This is a genomic window from Limosilactobacillus sp. (genome assembly GCF_022482365.1).
Classification (GTDB): domain Bacteria; phylum Bacillota; class Bacilli; order Lactobacillales; family Lactobacillaceae; genus Limosilactobacillus.
The window spans coordinates 1,983,742-2,005,162 of record NZ_JAKVPE010000001.1; the positions used below are offsets into that span (position 1 = coordinate 1,983,742).

Annotated in this window: 22 protein-coding genes and 2 other annotated features; of the genes, 16 read left to right on the top strand and 6 right to left on the bottom strand. The window is 52.4% G+C overall.

Going from position 1 to position 21,421, the window contains the following annotated elements; genetic code table 11:
- Positions 1–108 precede the first annotated feature (108 nt).
- From LKE23_RS09320 to rplA, 6 genes are all read left to right on the top strand, one after another.
- Entirely contained in the window at positions 109–699 is a 591-nt protein-coding gene (locus tag LKE23_RS09320; protein ID WP_291977066.1) for a sigma-70 family RNA polymerase sigma factor, read from the top strand.
- A gap of 143 nt (positions 700–842) precedes the next feature.
- The gene (gene rpmG / locus LKE23_RS09325) at positions 843–992 is read left to right on the top strand and encodes a 50S ribosomal protein L33 (protein WP_267202109.1); all 150 of its coding nucleotides are present in this window, start codon (positions 843–845) and stop codon (positions 990–992) included.
- Between the two features lie 12 nt (positions 993–1,004).
- Positions 1,005–1,181: a preprotein translocase subunit SecE gene (secE, locus tag LKE23_RS09330; RefSeq protein WP_291977068.1), complete on the top strand. Its 177-nt coding sequence runs from the start codon at positions 1,005–1,007 to the stop codon at positions 1,179–1,181.
- A 121-nt stretch (positions 1,182–1,302) separates the two neighbouring features.
- Entirely contained in the window at positions 1,303–1,851 is a 549-nt protein-coding gene (gene nusG / locus LKE23_RS09335; protein ID WP_291977069.1) for a transcription termination/antitermination protein NusG, read from the top strand.
- Positions 1,852–2,138: 287 nt separating this feature from the next.
- Entirely contained in the window at positions 2,139–2,564 is a 426-nt protein-coding gene (rplK, locus tag LKE23_RS09340) for a 50S ribosomal protein L11 (RefSeq protein WP_003717526.1), read from the top strand.
- Positions 2,565–2,659: 95 nt separating this feature from the next.
- Entirely contained in the window at positions 2,660–3,352 is a 693-nt protein-coding gene (rplA, locus tag LKE23_RS09345; protein ID WP_291977073.1) for a 50S ribosomal protein L1, read from the top strand.
- Between the two features lie 52 nt (positions 3,353–3,404).
- Here the strand turns inward: rplA and LKE23_RS09350 are convergent, their stop codons facing one another.
- Positions 3,405–3,734 carry a HigA family addiction module antitoxin gene (locus tag LKE23_RS09350; protein WP_267202105.1) on the bottom strand — a complete coding sequence of 110 codons (330 nt, stop codon included), beginning with the start codon at positions 3,732–3,734 and terminating at the stop codon, positions 3,405–3,407.
- A 630-nt stretch (positions 3,735–4,364) separates the two neighbouring features.
- Positions 4,365–4,592, bottom strand: a binding site (T-box leader).
- A 213-nt stretch (positions 4,593–4,805) separates the two neighbouring features.
- On the opposite strand from LKE23_RS09350, the gene hemH reads away from it, so the two are divergent.
- The 3 genes from hemH to LKE23_RS09365 all read left to right on the top strand — a co-directional run bounded on the left by hemH (position 4,806) and on the right by LKE23_RS09365 (position 7,935).
- A complete protein-coding gene (gene hemH / locus LKE23_RS09355; RefSeq protein WP_291977074.1) occupies positions 4,806–5,762 on the top strand; it encodes a ferrochelatase in 957 nt (318 codons plus the stop codon).
- Complete coding sequence (pepI, locus tag LKE23_RS09360) at positions 5,762–6,649, top strand: proline iminopeptidase (RefSeq protein ID WP_291977076.1); 888 nt, start codon at positions 5,762–5,764, stop codon at positions 6,647–6,649. Before hemH ends, pepI begins: the two co-directional genes overlap by 1 nt.
- Positions 6,650–6,750: 101 nt before the next feature.
- The gene (locus LKE23_RS09365; RefSeq protein WP_291977077.1) at positions 6,751–7,935 is read left to right on the top strand and encodes an aminotransferase-like domain-containing protein; all 1,185 of its coding nucleotides are present in this window, start codon (positions 6,751–6,753) and stop codon (positions 7,933–7,935) included.
- A gap of 66 nt (positions 7,936–8,001) precedes the next feature.
- Here LKE23_RS09365 and LKE23_RS09370 read toward each other — a convergent pair whose 3' ends face one another.
- Entirely contained in the window at positions 8,002–9,378 is a 1,377-nt protein-coding gene (locus LKE23_RS09370; RefSeq protein WP_434737618.1) for an amino acid permease, read from the bottom strand.
- 260 nt (positions 9,379–9,638) lie between these two features.
- On the opposite strand from LKE23_RS09370, the gene LKE23_RS09375 reads away from it, so the two are divergent.
- The 4 genes from LKE23_RS09375 to rplL all read left to right on the top strand — a co-directional run bounded on the left by LKE23_RS09375 (position 9,639) and on the right by rplL (position 14,270).
- Positions 9,639–11,396, top strand: coding sequence for an ABC transporter ATP-binding protein (locus LKE23_RS09375; protein WP_291977078.1), 1,758 nt, complete (start codon positions 9,639–9,641; stop codon positions 11,394–11,396).
- Positions 11,380–13,146: an ABC transporter ATP-binding protein gene (locus LKE23_RS09380; protein ID WP_291977079.1), complete on the top strand. Its 1,767-nt coding sequence runs from the start codon at positions 11,380–11,382 to the stop codon at positions 13,144–13,146. The genes LKE23_RS09375 and LKE23_RS09380 overlap by 17 nt, the downstream gene beginning before the upstream one ends.
- 46 nt (positions 13,147–13,192) lie before the next feature.
- Positions 13,193–13,309: a sequence feature (ribosomal protein L10 leader region), on the top strand.
- Between the two features lie 32 nt (positions 13,310–13,341).
- The gene (gene rplJ, locus LKE23_RS09385; protein ID WP_291977080.1) at positions 13,342–13,842 is read left to right on the top strand and encodes a 50S ribosomal protein L10; all 501 of its coding nucleotides are present in this window, start codon (positions 13,342–13,344) and stop codon (positions 13,840–13,842) included.
- Between the two features lie 62 nt (positions 13,843–13,904).
- Positions 13,905–14,270, top strand: a complete 366-nt coding sequence (gene rplL, locus LKE23_RS09390; protein ID WP_291977081.1) for a 50S ribosomal protein L7/L12 — start codon at positions 13,905–13,907, stop codon at positions 14,268–14,270.
- 99 nt (positions 14,271–14,369) lie between these two features.
- On the opposite strand, the gene adhP is transcribed toward rplL, so the two are convergent.
- Together adhP and LKE23_RS09400 are read right to left on the bottom strand one after the other, a co-directional pair.
- The gene (gene adhP, locus LKE23_RS09395; RefSeq protein WP_291977083.1) at positions 14,370–15,395 is read right to left on the bottom strand and encodes an alcohol dehydrogenase AdhP; all 1,026 of its coding nucleotides are present in this window, start codon (positions 15,393–15,395) and stop codon (positions 14,370–14,372) included.
- A gap of 226 nt (positions 15,396–15,621) precedes the next feature.
- On the bottom strand, positions 15,622–15,912 hold the full coding sequence (locus LKE23_RS09400) for a hypothetical protein (protein WP_291977084.1): 291 nt from the start codon (positions 15,910–15,912) through the stop codon (positions 15,622–15,624).
- 510 nt (positions 15,913–16,422) lie between these two features.
- Between LKE23_RS09400 and LKE23_RS09405 the strand changes: the two genes are divergently transcribed.
- From LKE23_RS09405 to LKE23_RS09415, 3 genes are read left to right on the top strand one after another with little or no spacing between them, the layout of a single operon-like run.
- Positions 16,423–16,755, top strand: a complete 333-nt coding sequence (locus tag LKE23_RS09405; protein ID WP_291977085.1) for a PadR family transcriptional regulator — start codon at positions 16,423–16,425, stop codon at positions 16,753–16,755.
- Positions 16,739–17,362, top strand: coding sequence for a DUF1700 domain-containing protein (locus tag LKE23_RS09410; protein WP_291977086.1), 624 nt, complete (start codon positions 16,739–16,741; stop codon positions 17,360–17,362). The genes LKE23_RS09405 and LKE23_RS09410 overlap by 17 nt, the downstream gene beginning before the upstream one ends.
- A 2-nt stretch (positions 17,363–17,364) precedes the next feature.
- Positions 17,365–18,126 (top strand): DUF4097 family beta strand repeat-containing protein, encoded by a 762-nt coding sequence (locus tag LKE23_RS09415; protein WP_291977088.1) that lies wholly within the window; start codon positions 17,365–17,367, stop codon positions 18,124–18,126.
- Positions 18,127–18,163: 37 nt separating this feature from the next.
- Here LKE23_RS09415 and mscL read toward each other — a convergent pair whose 3' ends face one another.
- Together mscL and adhE are read right to left on the bottom strand one after the other, a co-directional pair.
- The gene (gene mscL / locus LKE23_RS09420) at positions 18,164–18,583 is read right to left on the bottom strand and encodes a large-conductance mechanosensitive channel protein MscL (protein WP_291977089.1); all 420 of its coding nucleotides are present in this window, start codon (positions 18,581–18,583) and stop codon (positions 18,164–18,166) included.
- 158 nt (positions 18,584–18,741) lie between these two features.
- Entirely contained in the window at positions 18,742–21,372 is a 2,631-nt protein-coding gene (gene adhE / locus LKE23_RS09425) for a bifunctional acetaldehyde-CoA/alcohol dehydrogenase (RefSeq protein ID WP_291977091.1), read from the bottom strand.
- Between the last annotated feature and the right edge of the window lie 49 nt (positions 21,373–21,421).

The window sequence follows — 21,421 nt, forward strand, 5'->3', positions numbered from 1 at the left end:
CGGGGGGAACATTGAATTTGGTAACTCAGCCAAATTAGCCAGGGTGATGGCTGAACCTGACAAGGGAGTTAAGATTATGACGGTATCGAATATTAAAGGGAGGGGGCAATGCAAATGCTGCACTGCACCAAACAATACGATTACTTAGTCGACTTAATGATGTTGGACCGGGCGAAAAGTGGCGACAGTCAAGATTTCACTGCGCTGCTTAAATGCTATCGACCCATGATTCGCCGCCTTTGGCAACAATACTACATTCCGGGACTTGAATTAGAGGACTGGCGACAGGAGGCCGAACTGGTTCTCGTCCGGACGCTTCGTTCTTACCACGGTCGGTCGTTGAGCCAATTTGCTGGTTTTTACAAGCAGAGCCTGATTAACCGGCTTCTGGACCTTTACCGGGCACGGCAGGCTTGTAAACGGATCCCGGCAGAACGGTTAGCACCATTGGGAACCGTTAAAACCGAATACTTAGTCGACGCCCACTGCACAATTCCGGACGAGGAGGCTTATTGCCAGGACTGTCTGCTCAGTTTCGCCAAGAAGTGCTCACCCTTCGAGTTGGAAGTGCTGTGCCTACTCCACGAGGGCAAAAGTCACCGGGAGATTGCCCAGCAGCTGGACTGCACGGAGCAAAAGGTCCACGCCGCACTGGCTCGTGGCCGCAATAAGCTCATCAAGGAATTAAGGGAATGGTAGAACGAAAAGAATAATTGGAAGATAAGGTGGGAAACAAAAGCGGGGCGTACTCTTACGCCCCGCTTTTGTTGCTTCCTATTCACAATTTGTTGCTTTAAAAGTGCTTTTCGTGCTAACCTATTGATTGAATGGAGGCGGAGTGTATGTCCCAAAAGAAAGTTGCCTTGGAATGTACGAAATGCGGTGCGCGCAACTACACGATCACCGCTAACCCGCAACGAGAATCAAGATTAGAATTACGGAAATTCTGTAAGCATTGCGGGGAGTACACGCTTCACCGCGAGAGCAAGTAGGTGGAGGCTAGTATGCACTTAATTCGATTTACCAAAAGTGTTTGTCATGAAATGAAGTTGGTTGTTTGGCCAACCGCCAAGGAAAACCGGCGCGACACGACGATCGTTATTTCTTTAACCCTGTTCTTCGTGCTGTTCTTTGCCCTGTTTGACTGGCTGATTCAGCTGTTAATGAAGCTGTTTGTCTAAGCCAGTGGTCAAATGGCTACAAGTCTGTTATACTGTCCGTGGTGAACTTCGTGTAACGCGGGGTTTTTTATTTTGGCAAAAACAATTGAAAAAAACGATTAAATTTTAAGGAGGACTTATCGTGGAATCACATGAAAAACGTTGGTACGTATTGCACACCTACTCCGGTTACGAAAACCGGGTCAAGAGCAACCTGGAATCCCGGGCCCAGTCAATGGGGATGCAGGACTACATTTTCCGGGTGGTCGTTGCCAACGAAACCGTTCGGCAGATGAAGGACGGCCAGGCTAAGGAAGTTGTCGAAAACACCTTCCCGGGCTACGTCTTGGTTGAAATGGTCATGACCGATCAGGCATGGTACATTGCCCGGAACACGCCGGGGGTTACCGGCTTCCTCGGTTCACACGGTGGTGGTTCCAAGCCGACGCCGCTGCTGCCGGAAGAAGTTGAGCGGATCATGAAGCGGATGGGAGCCACGATTACCGTCAGCGACCTGGACGTCAAGGAAGGCGACACGGTCAAGGTTATTGCCGGACCATTTGCCGACCTGACCGGGAAGGTAACGGCGGTTGACCACGAAAAGCAAAAGCTGAAGGTCAACGTTGAGATGTTCGGCCGGGAAACGTCCGCCGAACTGGGCTTTGACCAGGTCGACACCGACGCTGAATAATTTTTCAAAATTATTGATTAATTATTTCTAATCTTGATTGTGATGATTGATTAATTGTCAATAAATTTGATTGAAAGTGTTGACTAATTGTTAATAGCTTTTGATTGGAGTTGTTAGTTGATTATTCCTCTTTTTAATTAAAATTATTGATTAATTGTCTATAAATGTGATTGAATTTACTGAATAATTGTGGTATGTTCTTATGGTATGCTATTCGACATACTGTGGGAGAGGTAAAATTGACTGCCTCATCATGACCACAACACGGACTAAGGAGGTTTTGTCTCGTGGCAAAGAAAGTAGCTAACGTTGTCAAGTTGCAAATTCCTGCCGGTGCCGCTACACCAGCTCCACCAGTAGGTCCAGCACTTGGACAAGCAGGTATTAACATTATGGGCTTCACGAAGGAATTCAACGCCCGGACCGCTGACCAAAAGGGTATGCTGATCCCAGTTGTAATTACCGTATATGAGGACCGTTCATTCGACTTCATTACTAAGACGCCGCCTGCTGCTGTCTTACTGAAGAAGGCCGCTGGTGTTGAACACGGTTCCGGTGAACCTAACACGAACAAGGTTGCTTCTGTAACCAAGGCACAAGTTAAGGAAATCGCCGAAACGAAGATGCAGGATCTAAACGCCGCTGACGTTGAAGCAGCGATGCGCATGATCGAAGGTACTGCACGCAGCATGGGCTTCACTGTTGAAGACTAGTTGCTAAGCAGTCCGGATGCACTATTTAAAGTAGTGTGTCTCCGTGGGAGGTATTAACTCCGTTAGACCACATTTGCAAGGAGGAAAAACACAAGATGGCTAAGACTCGTGGTAAGAAATACCAAGACGCGCTTAAGAAGGTTGACAGCAAGAAAGAATACGCTGTTAACGACGCGGTTCAATTAGTAAAAGATATTGACTTTGCTAACTTTGACTCATCAATCGAAGTGGCATTTAACTTAAACGTTGACACTAAGCAGGCTGACCAGCAATTACGTGGTGCAGTTGTTCTGCCAAACGGTACTGGTAAGGACCAAACCGTGATCGTCTTTGCTGACGGTGAAAACGCCAAGGCTGCTCAGGATGCCGGTGCTGACTTTGTTGGTTCCGACGACCTGGTTGAAAAGATCCAAGACGGCTGGCTCGACTTTGATGTTGCGATCGCAACGCCAAACATGATGCCAAAGGTTGGTCGTCTGGGCCGGATCCTTGGACCTAAGGGCTTAATGCCAAACCCAAAGACTGGTACGGTTACGATGGACGTTGCCAAGGCTGTTTCTGACGCCAAGGCCGGCCAAGTTACCTACCGGACTGACCGTGATGGTAACGTTGCTGTACCATTCGGTAAGGTTTCCTTCGACACTGACAAGCTGGTTGAAAACCTGAAGACGATCGAAGACATCGTTGTTAAGGCTCGTCCTGCTTCAGTTCGTGGGACTTACATCAAGCACGCTTCAATCGCCTCTACTTTTGGCCCAAGCGTTACGCTTGATCTCGAAACCTTCTAATTTAATAATTAGATCAGAAAAAGCCGCGAGTTTTTGCTCGCGGCTTTTTTGTTTACGCCCAAGAGTAGCGTTTTAAAAAGATTGATGAAGGAGAGCTGGGCTTAGCAACGGTATTATTCTCCTTGGCTAACCGAAGCTTATAATTAGCGTCAAGCTTCAGTAAAAGCTCACTGGAAATCCCCATTACGTGTTCAATCCGTAAAGCGGTGGTTTCTGTAAGATAACGTTTACGGTTTAAAATATCAGAAACGTTTTTTTGGCTGATTCCCAGTCGCTTGGCAAGGTCGGCCTGTGTAACGTTGTGACTTTGCATCACCTCGCTAATTAGGTCGGCAGCGGAACTGAGGTGGTACTGGCGGATCCGATTTTCACGGTGTAGCATGGCACTCTTCCTTTCAATGATAGTCCACAAGATCAATAATTTGGATAGTGGAACGGACTGTGCCGAATTTCTTCACTAGTAATTTAGGATTGTTGAGAATTTTAGTAAGTTTCCTGCTTTTTGCGAAGTATTCCATCTCATCACCTCATTATTATACCATATCGGTATTAAAAGGGAGATTTTACCCTTTACTGTTTAAATACGTAAAATATTGAGATAGAACGCAAAAAGAAGAGCACTTTTTGCAATGCTCTCCGCTGTGGAAAGGAAAATGTTTATTAATATGGCTAAGAAATAAAGAACTAGTCTGTTTCCATTGAATTCGTCGTTAGTGCATAAAGCGAGTGCGGCCGCTTCTTTTCACCCCTTTACGCAACAAATACTAAGGGAGGTGAGGAGCCGTCTCAATTCAACCTAGTATCACTTGTCGCTTCACCATTCACCGTGGTCATCATTAACTCCCCCAATTCGTTTGCTGCTGACCACTTCCCCGTTATTTTATTGCCCACACGGATAATGGTCAGCGGACTGCTGCTTGCAACTCTGAATCTTTTGAATGCCACTAATGTCACTGTCTTTCATGACCATCACCCCCTTAAATAAAAAAGTCCTTCAAGCATCGATTGACGCTTAAAGGACGAATTGCTCGTGGTACCACCTTTTCTTCATGGAAAAATTCCATCTCGACCAGACATAATAATCTGCGGTCCGGATAATGGTGGACGGTACCAGAAGAACTTACTTGGTTCGGTCTTCAGCTTCCAGGTGATTTTCGATCGGGCGCCTCGCTTAGCTTTCACCAAATCCTAAGTCGCTGCTGCCAGCAACCCGACCTACTCTCCTGGGCATTGCTTTTCTCGTTTAATTTTTGATTATAATACTCATCATTTTCTAATTTGTCAACAGCTTTTGGGAATTTTCTGCGAAGAAGCGGTTTTCTTTTAGTGAACAGGAGGTGGATCCTTAGTCTTCGAGCGGGCTTTCTAGTATAATAACGGCAGAATTGCAGAAGATTTTCAGCTACCACCACTGGGAATCTTTTTATTTTTCCTAAAAGCGAGGTTATGCCCGATGAAAGAAAATGGATTATTGCTCGTCAACCTGGGTTCGCCAGAGGAGCCGACCGTCCCAGCCGTCAAACACTACCTGAACGAATTTCTGGGGGATCCCAACGTGATCACGATGCCGCCAGCCCTGTGGCAGCCGATTCTCAAGGGGATGATTCTGCCATTCCGGTCGAAAAGCTCGGCGGCCACCTACCGCCACTGCTGGCTGCCGGACGGTTCGCCTCTGATCGTCAACACGGCGAACCTAACCAAGCGGGTACAGGAATACCTGCCTGATTGGGACGTCCGTATGGCGATGACCTATGAACACCCAGCAATCGACGAGACGCTGCGGGCAATGAAGAAGGAGTGCCGGCACATCACTGTCCTCTCGCTCTTCCCCCATTTCACACAGAGCACAACCCAGTCGATCATCGAACAGGTGCGGGCGGTGGACCCCGCCATCCGCGTGATCGATCGTTTTGCCGATGAGCCCGACTATCTTCAGGTCCTGGCGACCCATATTCAGGAGGCCTGGGAGCAGAGGGAATACGATCGGCTCGTCATCGCCTACCACGGGATCCCAGTCTCGATGGTCAAGCACGGCGACCCCTACCAGGAGGAAACGGAACGGACGACGACCAAGTTGCGCCAGCTCCTGGCGATCGATGATGAACAAATCATCATGACCTACCAGTCGAAGTTTGGCCCAATGCCCTGGCTCCAGCCCTACCTGAAGGACGAAATTTTGGAGGAGATCAAGCGGGGGCACAAGAAACTCTTGGTGGTCGTGCCGTCCTTTGTCACCGACTGCCTGGAGACAATTGAGGAGGATCAGGTCGAAAATCACCAGCGCTTTCTGGACCACGGCGGAGAAGTGTTCGACGTCGTGCCCGCGCTGAATGACCGGCCGGAGTTTGCCCAATTCCTGGCGCACTTTGCTCAGCAACAAGCCGCGCTGCCAGAGGGAGGTGCGCTGTAATGAAAGTGCGGGAAGTGATGATTCCCTTTGGCAACTACCAGACCTACTGCCGGATCGTCGGTGAGCCGACCGATCGTGCCCCGCTCCTGCTTTTGCACGGTGGGCCGGGCTCGACTCACAACTACTTTGAGCTCTTAGACGATTTGGCAGTACGTGCCGGCCGCCAGCTGATCATGTACGACCAGCTGGGGTGCGGCCGCTCGACGATTCCCGATGACCACCCAGAAGTCTACACGGCCCAGATCTGGGTGGCCGAGCTGGAAAACCTTCGTGACTTCCTCAACCTCGACCGCTTGTATCTGCTGGGCCAGTCCTGGGGCGGAATGCTGGCAATCATCTACCTCTGCGACTACCGGCCCCAGGGTATTCAGGGGGTGATCCTCTCGAGCACCCTGTCTTCGGCCAAACTCTGGGCTAGCGAGCTGCACCGCCTGATCGGTTTCATGCCGGAAGAGGAGCAGGCGGTCATCCTGAACGCGGAGCGCAGCGGGAACTTTACCGCCCCGGCCTACCTGCGGGCCAACGAGCACTTCATGGAGCTGCATGCTGCCGCGCGGGTGACGCCCCAATCGCCGGAACCGTTGCGCCGCCCAAAGCAGGGTGGGGAGCAGGCCTACCTCCGTGCCTGGGGACCGAACGAATACAACCCGCTTGGCAACCTACGCGACTACGAGTACACGGACCGGCTGGCTGAAATTCAAATTCCGGCTTTGGTGATCGACGGGACGAACGACCTCTGTACGCCCCTGGTTGCCAAAACAATGTTTGATCACCTGCCAAATGCTCGCTGGCAGCTCTTCCAAAACGCCCGCCACATGGTCTTTGCCGAGCAGACGGAGCGGTATGAACAGGTGGTTTGCGCTTGGCTGGCTGACCAAGAAAAATAAAATTGCCCCTTAACAAGCAAAATTTTTGGGTGTATACTCCTTAGCAACATCAATTCTGAAAAGTTGATGAGAAAAATTAAATTTTAAGGAGTGACGACAATATGGTTGAATTTTCAAAACGAGTACCAGCAGACGGCACGGATGCGGTTGGTGCAATCCTCAAGGCAGCGGCGGATCCGCAAATTATTTCCTTTGCTGGTGGATTGCCGGCACCCGAACTTTTCCCAGTTAAAGAAATGAAGGCGGCGGTCGACAAGGTCTTCGATAAGCATGGTCAAGAAGCAATGCAGTACGGGGCTGCCAAGGGGGTTACCGCCCTGCGTGAGCTGATCTTGAAGCACGTTGCCGCCAAGGAAGACGTGCATGCCGAACTGGATAATGTCCTGGTGACGACCGGTTCTGAGCAGGCCATTGACCTGGTCGGCAAGGCCTTCATCGATCCCGGCGACACCGTCCTGGTGGAACAGCCAACCTACCTGTGTGCCCTGGACGTTTTCAAGTCCTATGGCGCTCATTTCGTGGGGGTTGAGATGGACGAAGAGGGGATGAAGATGGATTCCCTGGAGGCCGCCTTAAAGGCCAACCCGAACACCAAACTGGTTTATACCGTTCCAAACTTCCAAAACCCGACCGGCCGAACGATGGCCGTTGAGCGCCGACAAAAGCTGGCTGAACTGGCGGCTAAGTACGACGTTTACGTCCTCGAAGATAACCCTTACGGTGAGATTCGCTTTGCCGGTAAGCACGTTCCGGCGGTCAAGTCCTTCGACAAGGATGACCACGTTCTGTACATGAGCACCTTCTCCAAGATCCTGGCTCCTGGCTTCCGGCTGGGCTGGCTGGTGGCCGACAAGAAGGTGGTCGACAAGCTGACCGTCCTGAAGCAGTCCGCGGACCTGCATACGGACAACCTGGCCCAGTTTGCCGTAGCCCAGTTCTTTGAAGACAACGATGTCGATGCCCACGTCAAGGAGATCAGTGACCTCTATGGCAAGCGCAAGAACCTGATGACCGACGGGATCAAGAAGTACTTCCCGGCGGGCGTGAAGTACACCGATCCAGAAGGGGGGATGTTCCTCTGGGTCGAAGTACCAGGTGTTGACGATACCGTTGAGCTCTTCAAGGAATGTCTGAAACACAACGTGGCCTTCGTGCCTGGCGATCCGTTCTTCGCCGGCGACGTTCAGCCGGGGACTTTCCGCCTGAACTACTCCAATGCCCAGGAGGACAAGATCAAGGTCGGCATGAAGCAGCTTGGCGATGCGCTGCAGGAAGCCGTTAAATAAATATGATTTAAGTATTAAGACGACAAAAAAGTTGGCCGGGAGAATTTCCTTCGGCCAACTTTTTTACTATTTCAGTTTCATCTTTTCCAGTGGCACCAAATGCGTGTGGTGACGGAGCTTGTAGTAGAGGTAGAAGAAGATGAAGAGCGGGACGGACATGTAGGTGATCAGGATGTTGGACCAGTCGAGCTTGGCAAAGGCGTCGATGTTTTGACCGGCAATCACGATCACGCAGAGAACGAAGGCAAAGATCGGCCCAAACGGGAAGAGACCGGCGTGGTAGTCGAGCTCATCCAAGGTGTGGCCCTGCCGCAAAAAACCGCGGCGGAAGCGGTAGTGGGCGATCGCGATCCCAAGCCATTCCATGAAACCACCAAGGCTGGTGGCCGAGATCAGGTAGTTGTAGACGTTCGGCCCGATGAATTGCAGGGCCCACAGCGCCAGACTGAGGGCCGCCATCGCTAGGAAACTGATGATTGGCACCCCACGCCGGTTGACCGCCCGGAAGCCCTTCCAGAGAAAACCATCCATCGACTGGGAGAAGAGAATCCGCGAGATCGCGTACAGCCAGGAGTTGGCCGACGACAAAACGGCGATCAGGATGACAAAATTCATGATCCCAGCGGCGTAGCGCAGCCCGGCATACTGGAAGATCAGGGTGAACGGACTGGTGATGATGTCCTGAACGTCTGAACTCAGCAGGTTCTTGTTGGTGTAGGGCAGGATGCAGGCGATCACGAAGATGGTCAGAATGTAGAAGAGCAGGATTCGCCAGAAGGTCGCGTGAATGGCCTTGGGAACGCTGTGCTTGGGATCCGCCGATTCACCGGCCGCGATCCCGACCATCTCGGTTCCCTGAAAGGAGAAGCCGGAGACGACGAAGGCGCTGATGATCCCGGGGATGCCGTTGACGAACGGCGCCTGCTTGTAGGTGAAGTTCTTAAAGCCCAGGGCGTGGTGGCCGCCGACCAGGCCGAGGATCACGCCGATGCCGACGATCACGAAAATAACGACGGCCGCAACCTTGAGCAGGGCTAACCAGAATTCCGTTTCCCCGTACGCGCGCACGGAGAAGTAGTTAATCGTAAAAATAATGGCAAATGCTAGGAGACTAAAGATCCACTGCGGCACGTGGGGGAACCAGAAGTTCATTACGATCCCGACGGTCGACAGTTCCACCGCCACGGTGATGGCCCCGCAGAACCAGTAGTTCCAGCCCATGGCAAAGCCGAGGGCCGGGTCAACGTAGCGGTTGGCGTACTCGGCAAAGGAGCCGCTGCGGGGGTTGTAGGTCGCCATTTCGGCCAGGCTGGTCATCAAAAAGAAGACCATCAGGCCCATGATGAAGTAGGCGATCAGGCTCCCGCCCGGCCCGGCGGTCGTAATTGCCGAACCACTGGCGATGAATAGCCCGGTCCCAATCGTGCCGCCCAATGCGATCATCGAGAGGTGGCGGGATTGGAGCGTGTGCCGAATGTGGCCTTGATTGTTATTATCCAAAAGAATCACTCCCTCTTATACCTATAGATTTTAACGACTCCCTTACTTAATGTAAAATACTTATTTTATGATGGTTGCAATACGATTAGGGCATAGCAGCTGGTATTCAATTTTCTGATCGATCCACATCAGTGAAAAGCATTTCACATGGTAACGGAATCCGGTTATCATGAATCTATGTACAAAGGGGAGGAGGAAATGCGATGGCAATCTTAAAACAGCTGCGGTGGTTCTTTCACCAGCAGTGGCGGCAGTACCTGGGCGGGGTGATCGCCCTGCTCTTGGTGGCGATCTGTAACGTGGTGCCGGCCCGGATCATTGGCAACGTGGTCGACGCCATCAGTGCCCACCGGGTGGCGGCCGCCTGGCTGGCCGGGCAAGTGGGCATCATGGTCGGCGCGGCCATCATTCAGTACTTCCTGCGCTTTGCCTGGCAAAAGCTGTTGTACGGCAGCTCCTACGTTTTAGAGCGGCAATTGCGCAGCCGGCTATTCTCCCATTTTATGGCAATGGACCCGACCTTCTATCAGCGTTGGCGAACGGGGGACTTGATGGCCCACGCGACGAACGACGTCGAGGCCGTGCGTGAGGTAGCCTCCTATGGAATCCTGACCCTGGCGGACTCGGTGATCACCGGGGGTTCGATGATCATCGCAATGGGGGTCTTCGTGAGCTGGCGTCTGACGATCATTACGCTGTTGCCGATGCCGTTGCTCGTCCTCCTGGCTCACCACCTCGGCAACAAGATTCATGATTCTTACGGCCAGGCCCAGCAGGCGTTTGGTCAACTGAATAACAAGACCCAGGAAAGCATTAGTGGCATCAAGGTCATTCAGTCGTTGGGCGAGGAAGAGGCCGACCTAGCGGACTTTCACCACTACGTTGATCGGGCCCTCCACACCAACCTGCGGGCCTACTTCTGGGACGCCCTTTTCAGTCCGGCAACGACCCTGATCATGGGCCTCTCCTACGTGCTGGCGATTGGCGTTGGCGGCTGGGCCGTCGGGCAGGGACGCTTGACGGTCGGCCAATTGGTCACGCTGATCACCTACCTGGGTGAGCTCGTCTGGCCGTTGTTTGCGATTGGAACGCTCTTTAACACCCTGGAGCGGGGGCGGGCCAGTTACGACCGGATCAACAATCTTTTGGAGGAGAAGACGGCCTGGCTGCCGGCCGAACCCGGTGCGCGGCCTGCCTTTGGCCAATTAACGGTGGCGGTGGAAAGCTTCCAGTATCCCGATGGCCACCGCCCGGCCTTGCACGATGTTCATTTCACGGTTCCGGCCGGTGCCAAGGTGGGAATCGTCGGCCCGACCGGCAGTGGCAAGTCGACTCTCCTGCGCCTGCTGGTCCGTGACTTTGACCACTACCAGGGACACATTACCCTGGGCAATCAGGACATTCGGCAATTACCGCTCGACGAGTATCGCCGCCAGCTTGGCTACGTCCCGCAGACCAGTTTTCTTTTTTCCACAACCATTGGGGAGAACCTGCGCTTTGGCGATCCGGCTGCCAAAACGAACCGGATCCGGACGGTGGCCGAGGAGGTTGCCATAGACGATGAGATCGCCGGGATGCCTAAACAATACAATACTGAGGTTGGGCAGGACGGGACCAACCTGTCTGGCGGACAAAAGCAGCGCCTGGCCCTGGGACGGGCGCTGGTGCGTGACACCCGGCTCTTAATACTAGACGACCCGCTCTCGGCGGTGGATGCCGAAACGGCCACCGCGATCGAGCAACGGTTGGAAGCGCGGCGGGATCAGACGATGGTGATGACGACCAGTCGGCTGAGCACCGCCACCCAGCTGGACTGGCTGGTGGTGATGGAAAACGGAACCGTGACCGGACAGGGACGACCGGCGGACCTGCAAGAGCAGCCGGGCTGGTACCGGGACACGCTCCGGGAACAAGAGCAGCGACAACGATTGGAGGCGGACCTGGATGAACAATCACACTAAACTGACCCGGCAGCGCCAGGTTGCGGTCCTACGGCGGCTCTTTAAGGCGGCCCGGCCGTTCTGGTGGCAGTTTGCCCTGGCAATCGGGATGGCGGTGGCCCTGAGCGTGGTTAACCTGCTTTTACCACGTCTGATTCAGTACTACATCGATCACTACCTGCGCCACGGTCCGGTCCTAGTCAAATGGATCGTTCTTTTTGCGGGGATTTACTTCGGCCTGACGATGGTCCAGGCCCTCTTGCAATTTGTGGAGGCTTACAGCTTTGCGATGGGCTCGGAACGAACGTTGGAGAGCCTGCGGGAACGGCTAGCCCGGCACGTTTACTACCTGGGGATTCGCTTCTTCGATGAAACGCCGGTCGGTGAGATCGTTTCCCGGGTCACCAATGACACCAAGACCCTGTACAACTTTTGGAACCTGATTCTGTACCTGGTCGTCGCCGTGACCGGATTGGTGGCGGCCTTTGTGGCCATGCTGCTGGTCAGCCCGCTGCTGGCTTGGTTGACCCTAGGCCTGCTCCTGATCATTTTGCTCTTGATTCGGTGGTACCAAAAGCTCAGTGTTCCGGTCTATCAACGGGCCCGAGCCAGCCTGAGCCGGTTAAATACCCGCTTGAACGAGGCCCTAAGCGGGATCGAGGTCATTCAGCAATTTGGCCAACAAAAACGGCAGGAACGGGCTTTTGACAAAGAAAACACCCGCTACTTCAATTGCCGCAACCGGCTGATCAATTACGATTCCTTCCTGCTGTACCCGATCGTTAGCCTGATGTTTATCCTGGCAGAGACGGCCACCTTGGGCTATTTCGGTGTCCGCAGCGAGCAGACGATGGTCGCCGCCGGGGTGGTCTACGCCTTCATTGCCTATCAACAGAACTTCTTTAATCCCTTAAACAGCGTGATGGATAACCTGGCGACCTTCCAGGAGGGGATCGTTGCCGCCAACCGGGTCTTCACGCTCTTGGACCGGCCAACGACCCAGCCCAAGCAGGGGGATGAGCCCTTGAAAATTGGTGCCGGTCGGATTGAATTTCGTCACGTCACCTTTGGCTACGATCCGAATCAGCCGGTGCTCAAGGATATCTCCTTTACGGTCGAACCCGGTCAGACGGTGGCCCTGGTTGGCCATACCGGCAGCGGAAAAAGTTCGATCATCAATCTCCTGATGCGGTTTTACGAGTTTCAACGCGGTCAGATCCTGATTGACGGGGTCGACATTCGCCGCTATCCTTTGCACGAATTGCGCCAGCGCCTGGGACTGGTTGTTCAGGAACCGGTCATCTTCTACGGGACGATCGCCCACAACATCGGGATGTTTAACGCCGAGGCGGATCCCGAGGCCATTCGGCGGGCGGCCCGGGCCGTTGACGCCGATCGTTTCATCGAACAGCTGCCCCGGGGCTACCAAACCTTGCTGGGCGAGCACGGTGGCAACCTTTCCGCGGGGCAGCGGCAACTGATTGCCTTTGCCCGGGTGATGGCCCGCCATCCGCTGGTGCTGATCATGGATGAGGCCACCGCCAGCGTGGACGCCCACACTGAAAAGGTAATTACCGAGAGCATCGAAAAGATGAGCAGCCAGCAGACCACAATCGCGATTGCCCACCGCTTGGCCACGATTCAAAACGCGGATCAGATCCTGGTCCTGCGGGAAGGCCAGATTGTGGAACGGGGCCGGCATGCCGAACTGATGGCCAGGGATGGCTACTACGCCAAGCTGGTGCGTTTGCAGGAAAGTCAGGAAAAATAAAAAATCCCTTTACAGAGACCGGGTAGGTATGTTAAACTGTCAAAGTTGATTAAATATGACTCTGCCTAAGACTCAGGTGGCGAAAGCCTTAATGTTGCCTGCCGAGGAAGAAATGTAAATTCCTTCTCTATGTCTGCGGTCATAGGGATTTTTTATTAAATCCGATCAAAAATACATTGCAGGAGGTGAAAATTCATGAGTGAAGCAGCTATTGCTAAGAAGGCTGAGGTCGTTAAGTCCGTTCAGGGCTTGCTGAACGATGCCCAAACAGCTATCGTTGTTGATTACCGTGGTTTAACCGTTGCCGAAGTTACTGACTTACGGAAGCAGCTTCGTGACGCAGGTGTTAAGATGTCAGTTATCAAGAACAAGATTCTTGACCGTGCCGTTGAAGGTACTGACTACGAAGACCTGAAGAGTACTTTTGCTGGTCCTACTGCCGTTGCCTTCTCAAACGAAGACCCAATTGCCCCAGCTAAGATCATCAAGAAGTTCGCTGATGACCACGACGCTCTTGAAATCAAGGGTGGCTTCATCGAAAAGAGCGTTAAGACTCTCGATGAAATCAACGAATACGCAACTATGCCAGGTCGCGAAGAACTGTTGTCAATGCTTGCATCTGCACTGCAAGATCCAATGCGGAAGATTGCCCGTGCTGTCAAGGCCATTGCCGACAAGGAAGACGAAGCCGCATAATTGCCGTATATCGGTTCAATATCAATTTACAATCAATTACCTAAATATTGGAGGAAATAAACATGGCTTTTGATAAGGATGCTATCATTGCTTCATTAAAGGAAGCATCAATCTCTGACCTTAACGACCTTGTTAAGGCAATCGAAGACGAATTCGACGTTTCTGCTGCTGCTCCAGTTGCTGTTGCCGGTGCTGCCGGTGGCGCTGCTGCTGCTAAGGACACCTTCACTGTTGAACTGACTGAACCAGGTCAGGCCAAGGTTAAGGTTATCAAGGCTGTTAAGGACATCACTGGTGTCGGCCTGAAGGATGCTAAGGACCTGGTTGACGGTGCTCCTTCAGCTATCAAGGAAGACGTTAAGGAAGACGAAGCTAACGACATCAAGGAAAAGCTTGAAGCCGCTGGTGCTACTGTTACCCTTAAGTAGTCAACATTCATTAATACACAAAAAGGTCGCCAATTTGGCGGCCTTTTTTGTATGCAAAGAGGTTGGGCTAATTCCCAACCTCTCTAATCATGGAAATTTTTAATTAGCACCGTGGGTGAAGTCCACGACCATCCGGCCAACGATCTCGTCGTTCTTCATTTCGTCGACGATGTCGTTGATCTCGCTGAGCTTCCGGGTGTGGACAATCGGGTTGATACCACCGTCAGCTGCCAGCTGGAAGGCTTCCGCCAGGTCCTGACGGGTACCGACCAGGGAGCCGATGATTTCAATCCCGTCGAGGACGGTCTTGGAAATCGGGACGTCGATGTTGCCCTTCGGCAGGGAAACGGCGACGACCTTTCCACCGGCACGGACGGAAGCAATCGCCTGATCATAGCAGATTGGCGCAGTCGCGGTGACAACCGCCGCTTGAACGCCACCGACCTTGTCCTGGATCTCCTTGGCTGGGTCTGTCTTGGCGGAGTTGATAATAATGTCAGCCCCTTCCTGCTTGGCGGACTCGAGCTTGGCATCGTTGATATCGACGGCAACAACGTGAGCCTTAAAGACGTTCTTAGCCCACTGAACACCGAGGTTGCCCAGACCACCGGCACCATACATTGCGATCCACTGGCCTGGCCGGATTTGACTGGTCTTGATGGCCTTGTAGGTCGTTACCCCGGCACAGGTCACGGACGTTGCCTTGACCGGGTCGAGGGCTTCAGGCACCTTGACGGCATAGTTGGCCTTGACGATGCAGTACTCGGCCATCGCACCGTCAACGGTGTAGCCAGAGTTCAGCACGTGCCGGCACAGGGCTTCGTTCCCACTGACACAGTATTCGCAGTGACCACAGCCGGAGTAGAACCAGGCGATTGAAACCCGGTCACCAACCTTAACGGAGGTCACGCCGGGAGCAACCTTCACGACTCGGCCGATTCCCTCGTGACCGGTAATCCGGCCGGGAACCTTTCCGAACTGACCGGCAGCAACGTGCAGGTCAGTATGGCAGAGTCCACAGTATTCGATCTTTACCAAAGCTTCGCCGGCCTTCAGATCCCGGAGGTCAACATCCTTGATGTCAAAGTAACCATCACAGGCATCACGTACAACAGCGGCTTTCATAATAACATCTCCCATAGCAACAAAGCCAACCAAAGTAAAAAGATAAAAACAACAAATGAGTAAAATATCTTTTGATTACTTTACGCCCCTACTGTAGTTCGCTTATTCACAAAATGCAAGCGCTTTCCGAAATGAATTTTATTTTTTAACCCAAAAAATTGCGGATTTGGACTGCAATCTTGTCCAAATCCGCAATTAATTAATGACTTCGCTTGTTTTTTTACTTTTAGCCCATTGCATGGTGTGTGTTGTGGTGCACATTCGTCATGTTCTTGTAGCCAAAGTAGAACTGCAGAGCAGCGACCACGATGTTAGCCCAGTTCATTGCGATGAACCAGCCATCGATAGCACTGGCGTCGTGGGTGACACTGTAGTAGACCCAGAAGCCAATTACAATAGCACAAACGTTAATCCAAGCGAAGGTCTTTTGTAATTTTTGATCATCGAGCTTAAACCACATCCATACCACATTGACGACAAACCAAATGGCTAAAACCCAAAATACAAAGTTAAACATAAGACACCCCTCCTTAGAATACATTTGAGAAAGATGATCAATGACCAATCTCATTGATCACTTTCTATTATAAAGAAAGCACAAATAATAGTAAGCGTTAATAATGTCGATTTGCCCAACACCTGCATAATTGTGCGATATCAGTCGCAAAATACATCGTTATTTTATTGTATCTTGTCAAAGGATAATCAAAAATAAATAATCGTTTATTAAATTATTTTCCAATTTCCACACATTAATACAATTGAGGAACTCATGTACAATAAAAGTGAGCATAAGAGAATGCTTACCTGAGAAAGGAAAAGCAGATACTATTTCAAGATTATGGCGACCAGGCCGCCTGGCAGTTTCTCAGCTGGTTTCTGAGGCTGATCGTCCACGGCGCTAATGTTAAGGAATCATTTGTCTAAGCTGCTGATGAGACTCATTAGCAGCTTTTTTTTATTATGCAACATTTATTTACAGACAATACTATATAAGATATAATATCAAATGAAGGAGGGGATCCTGATGAAAATCCAAATTACCGCCGATCTCCTGGATGGCATTGTGCTGGCGATCCTTGAACGACAGGATTACTACGGCTACGCGCTGACACAACGAATCCAGGAAGTGATCACGATTTCGGAATCGACGATGTATCCGGTCCTGCGCCGATTGAAGAAGGACGGCTTCGTGACGACCTACGACCAGCCTTATCAGGGTCGCAACCGGCGCTACTACCAGATTACCGAAGAGGGAAAGAAACATTTAACCCGGGTTCGCAAGCTCTGGAATGACTACAAGCAGAGTCTGGACCAGATCTTTAATCCAAGTGGGGAGGGGAATGAGAACAATGAATGAACGGGAGAAATACATTAGCGAACTGGCAACCTACCTCAGCCAACTGACCGAGGAGGAGCGTCAGGACGCCCTGGAGTTTTACGACGAGTTCATCGCAGATGGCAACCTGACGAGCCGGGGTGCCATTGAGGAAAAATTAGGGACGCCCCGGCAGCTCAGCCGGAAAATCCTGGCTGACTACTCGATTAAGGCCAATACCCGGTCGGCCATGACGGGGCGACCAGCCAGCACCCATTCCAGCTGGCGGGTCTTCTGGTGGGTCCTGCTGGCGATCATTGCCTCGCCGCTGACCTTCGGAATTGGCTTGGTGGCCATCGTGGTCCTGGTTGCGGCGGCGGCCTGTCTGATCGGCCTGGGCGCCGGGGCCGTAGCGGTTGTCGGTGCCTTTGCCGTGGCCGCTTGCGCAACCCTGTATGCCGGGATCGGGCTGCTCTTTACAGCCCCGATGTCCGGCCTCTTCTACCTGGGAATTGGCTTAGCCTGCGTCGGTGCTTTCATGATCTTCCTGCCGCTGCTTTACTGGCTAGTTCGCTTACTGGCCCAGGCGGTCGCCAACTTTGCTAAGTTCATTTACCAAAAGATTCAGGCACGCAGGGGGGAGGCATAATCATGAAGAAAATGTTTAAGTTCGGCTGGCTCGTCCTGATTGTCGGCCTGGTGGCTTTGGCAATTGGTTATTTCAACCATGGTGCCCAAAACGTCACCTTTGAAAACGGTCGGCCGGTGGTGCAACGCCAGGCCAGCTGGAATTTGACCAGCAAGCACTTCAAACGCGTTGACCTGGATGTTGACTCGGCAAACGTGACGATCAAGCACGGCAATAAGTTTAAGGTCAGCTACCGGGGCCTGGACCGCAATAAGCCGACGGTGACGGTCAAGAACAAGACGCTGCGGGTCCGTCAATCCGGCACCCGCAGCTACAACGGGAGCGTCTTTAGCGTCAACGGCATCAGTGATCACCTGACGATCACCCTGCCATATGATGCCCAAATCAAGGGCGGCCGTATTGCCTTGAACAGTGGCGAGCTGGCCGTTAACGGGGTTGACCTGACGCACGTCAAGCTGACCAATGAGAGCGGCGACGTTGACCTGAGCGACCTGACGCTGAACGGTGGGCAGACAAACCTGTCCTCCGGCGAATTCGATGCGCACAGCCTGACGATTACCGGCCACTACGCCGTTCAGAATGATTCCGGTGATAACGAGGCTCACGCAATCTCCGCGGACGGCTACCGCCTGAAGTCCGACAGTGGCGACAACGAGGTTAATGGTCAGGATAAGGATGACCAGAGCGTCGTGGAGGAAAACATGAACGCCGCCAACACGCTAGAACTGATCACTACTTCCGGTGATAATGAATATACTGATTAAACGTAAAAAACGAGGCTGGAATTTCCAACCTCGTTTTTTAGTTTCGCTCTTTGGTCTCTTTCGCATGCTGCGTGCCTACCGCAGATTCCTGCTGCTTCAACGTTTCGGCAATTTCTTTAAGGTACTGAACCTCTGGGCTTGGCTCCGCCGGTTGTTCTTCCTCCTGTTTATCCTTACGGAAGTGATTGATCCCCTTAATCATCAGGAAGACCACGAAGGAAATGATGAGGAAGTTAATGACGGCGTTGAGAAAGGCCCCGACCTTAAACTGGGCGTCGCCAATGGTTAGGATAATGTTGGATAGATCGATCTTGCCGATGAACAGCCCAATCAGGGGATTGATCAGGTAGTCGACCAGGTCTTTGACGATGGTCGTAAAGGCTGAACCGACGATTATACCAACGGCCATGTCGATCACGTTGCCACGGGAAATGAAGTCCTTGAATTCCTGAATCATTAGTGTGCCTCCTTTATGTCTGGGGGTAAATGCTAATTTAATATTATCAAGCCCGGGCGGCGGTACCAATGGCTGTGGAGCGGATTTGGGATAAAATTAAAAAGCTTAAGGCAAAATAAAAACGAGGCTGAAAATTCAGTCTCGTTTTGAAAATTCAATTACTTAGCGTCTTCAACGCCGGTACCGTCGTAGCAGCGTTCCAGGAGTTCCTTCAGCTGGCTAACGAGTGGTTCAACCGGGTTGGTCGTCGTACATTGGTCCTCGTAGGCAAGGACGGCCAGTTCGTCGACCACCTTGTTGAACTTCTGCCGGCTAACCCCGTTGTCCTTCAGGCTTAACTTAACACCGCACTGGTGAGCAACCTCGATGAACTTCTGGGCGTAAGCTTCTGCCAGTTCTTCGTCCGAATTGCCTTGCAGGCCGATGAACCGTGCCAGGTCGGCGTAGTCCTTAGTAGCGTGGAAGGTTTCGTAGTGTGGCCAGAGGGCAAGCTTTTGTGGCCGCTTGGAGTTGAAGCGGATTACCTGTGGCATAGCGATCGCGATCAGCAGACCGTGAGGCAGACCGAAGGCACCACCCATCTTGTGAGCCAGGGAGTGGGTGATTCCGAGGAAGGCCTGACCGAATGCCATCCCGGCCATCGTGGAGAAGTCGTGCATCTTCCGCCGGGCCAGCTTGTCACCGTCAACTGACTTCGGCAGGTATTCCATCGCGCCCTTGACGGTTTGCAGCGACCAACCACGGGTGTAGTCGGTTGCCATGACGGAAACGTAGGATTCAGTGGCGTGGCAGATGACGTCTAAACCCGTGTATGCCGTAGTCTTGGGTGGAACGGTTTCCACAAACTGGGAGTCAACGATCGCGATGTTTGGCGTCAGTGCGTAGTCGGCCAGTGGGTACTTCACGTGGGTCTTGGAGTCGGTGATGACAGCGAACGGGGTCACTTCGGAACCAGTCCCGGAAGTAGTTGGAATCCCGATCAGTTGGGACTTCACCGGCTTCTTGATCTGGTAAGCACGCTTCCGGATATCGAGGTACTTCTGCATTACGCCGTACCAGGAAGTTTCTGGGTGCTCGTAGAACATCCACATTGCCTTGGCGGCGTCCATTGGTGAACCACCACCGAGGGCGATGATGGTGTCCGGCTTGAAGTCGTTCATCATTGCAACACCCTTTTCAACGGTGTTCGTTGATGGATCTTCTTCAACGTCATCGAAGACCAGGTAGGCCGTCCGGTTTTGACGGAGCCGCAGTTGGTCGATGACCCGTTGAACATAACCACGCTTGCTCATCCCCGGGCCGGTAACGATGAAGGCCCGTTCAATGTTTGGGATATCCCGCAATTCTTTTAGCGAGTTCCGTTGAAAGTATACTTTTGGGGGAATCTTGACCCACTGACGATTTTCCCGCCGTTTCGCGATCACCTTGATGTTTAAGAGGTCCCAGTCGGTAACGTTGTGAGAAACAGAGTTACCACCGTAGGAACCGGTCCCCAGGGTCAGGGATGGGGTCATGTTGTTGTAGATGTTACCAATCCCACCGATGCCGGATGGGGAGTTGACGATGATCCGGGAAGCACGCATTTCCAGGCCGTACTTGGTGATCAGGTCGTCGTCTAAGGTGTGGATAGCGGCCGTGTGACCTTCACCACCGTAGTGCAGGAGAGCCCGGCAGATGTCAAAGGCGTTCTCACGGGAGCTTGCCCGGTACATGGTCAGCACTGGGGACAGCTTTTCAGCGGAAAGTGGGTACTTGTCACCAACCCCGTCGTATTCGGCGATCAGGACCTTGGTATTGGCTGGAACGTTCTTCAGACCACACATTTCGGCAATGGCGTTGGCAGAACGACCGGCGATTGGTCCGCGGACCTGGTGACGGTCAGGGTCGATGAAGCCGTCGGTAAAGGTCTTGATTTCGTTTGGCTTGATGAAGTAGCAGTTCCACTTCTTAAATTCTTCCTTGACTTGATCGTAAATCTCGTCGTCAACAACGACGGAGTTTTCGGAAGCACAGATCATTCCGTTATCGAAGGTCTTGGATAAAACAATGTCGTAGATGGAACGGGCAATGTTTGCGGACTTTTCGATGTAGGCCGGGCCGTTACCAGGGCCCACCCCTAATGCCGGGTTACCGGAGCTGTAGGCCGCCTTAACCATGGCCGGACCACCAGTTGCCAGGATGGTAGCGGTGTGTGGGTTTTGGATCAGGGCCGTTGTGGCTTCGATGCTGCATTGTGGAATCCATTGGATCATGTTCTTCGGTGCACCGGCCTTTTCGGCGGCTTCCTGAAGGATCTTGGCGGTCTTGACGGAAGACTTCAGGGCCTGCGGGTGGAAGGAGAAGATGATCGTGTTCCGCGTCTTAGCGGAGATGATTGACTTGAAGATCGTCGTGGAGGTTGGGTTGGTAACGGGAACGATCCCGGCGATTACCCCCAGCGGGTCGGCGATGGTGATGGTTTGGTCTTCGTCGTTGTCTTCGATGATGCCGACGGTCTTGTCGTGACGAATGTTGTTCCAGATGTATTCACTGGCGTAGATGTTCTTGATGGCCTTATCTTCGGCGATCCCCCGACCGGTTTCGTTAGCGGCGTCCACGGCCAGGTCCATGTGGTGCTCTTCGGCTGCCAGGGCCATGGCCTGACAGATCTTGTCAACCTGTTCTTGTGAATAGTAACGCAATTTTTCAAAGGCGGCCAGACTCTTATCCATCAGGTCGTCAATCATTGCTTGTGCTTGTTGTTGCTTGTTTTCTTTTGTTTCAGTAGTTTGTTTTTTTGCTGTAGCCATAACAAAGTGCTCCTTTAAGTCAATATAGTTTGTTACGCTTTGAACATGA